The following is a 346-nucleotide window of genomic DNA, read 5'->3' on the forward strand; positions in this document are numbered from 1 at the left end:
TTTATTCTAAAATTAAATAATAGTGTTTAAGTCTTTTTTTATGTCTTTAAATAGATTTTGGAAAGTTAATGAGAGTGCTAGAGGTTCTTTTGGACTCTCTTAGGATCATCACTTGCGGTCGTGGCGGAACGGCAGACGCGCTAGGTTGAGGGCCTAGTGGGGTGATCCCCGTGGAGGTTCAAATCCTCTCGGCCGCACCAAAAAACTTCAAAAAAGACTTGAAACATCACTGAGAATTTGTTAATATAGAATTTGTCGCATTTAGCGCCCGTAGCTCAATTGGATAGAGCGTTTGACTACGGATCAAGAGGTTAGGGGTTCGACTCCTCTCGGGCGCGCCATTAAA

The 346-nt window shown here is 42.8% G+C and carries 2 tRNA genes; both read left to right on the forward strand.

Annotated elements, in window-relative coordinates:
• Positions 1 to 114: 114 nt before the first annotated feature.
• Positions 115 to 200, forward strand: a tRNA-Leu gene (locus A194_RS0116645).
• A gap of 64 nt (positions 201 to 264) precedes the next feature.
• A tRNA-Arg gene (locus A194_RS0116650) sits at positions 265 to 341 on the forward strand.
• The last annotated feature ends 5 nt before the right edge of the window (positions 342 to 346 follow it).

Source organism: Alkalibacillus haloalkaliphilus C5 (genome assembly GCF_000269905.1).
In the GTDB taxonomy this organism is placed as follows: domain Bacteria; phylum Bacillota; class Bacilli; order Bacillales; family Alkalibacillaceae; genus Alkalibacillus; species Alkalibacillus haloalkaliphilus_A.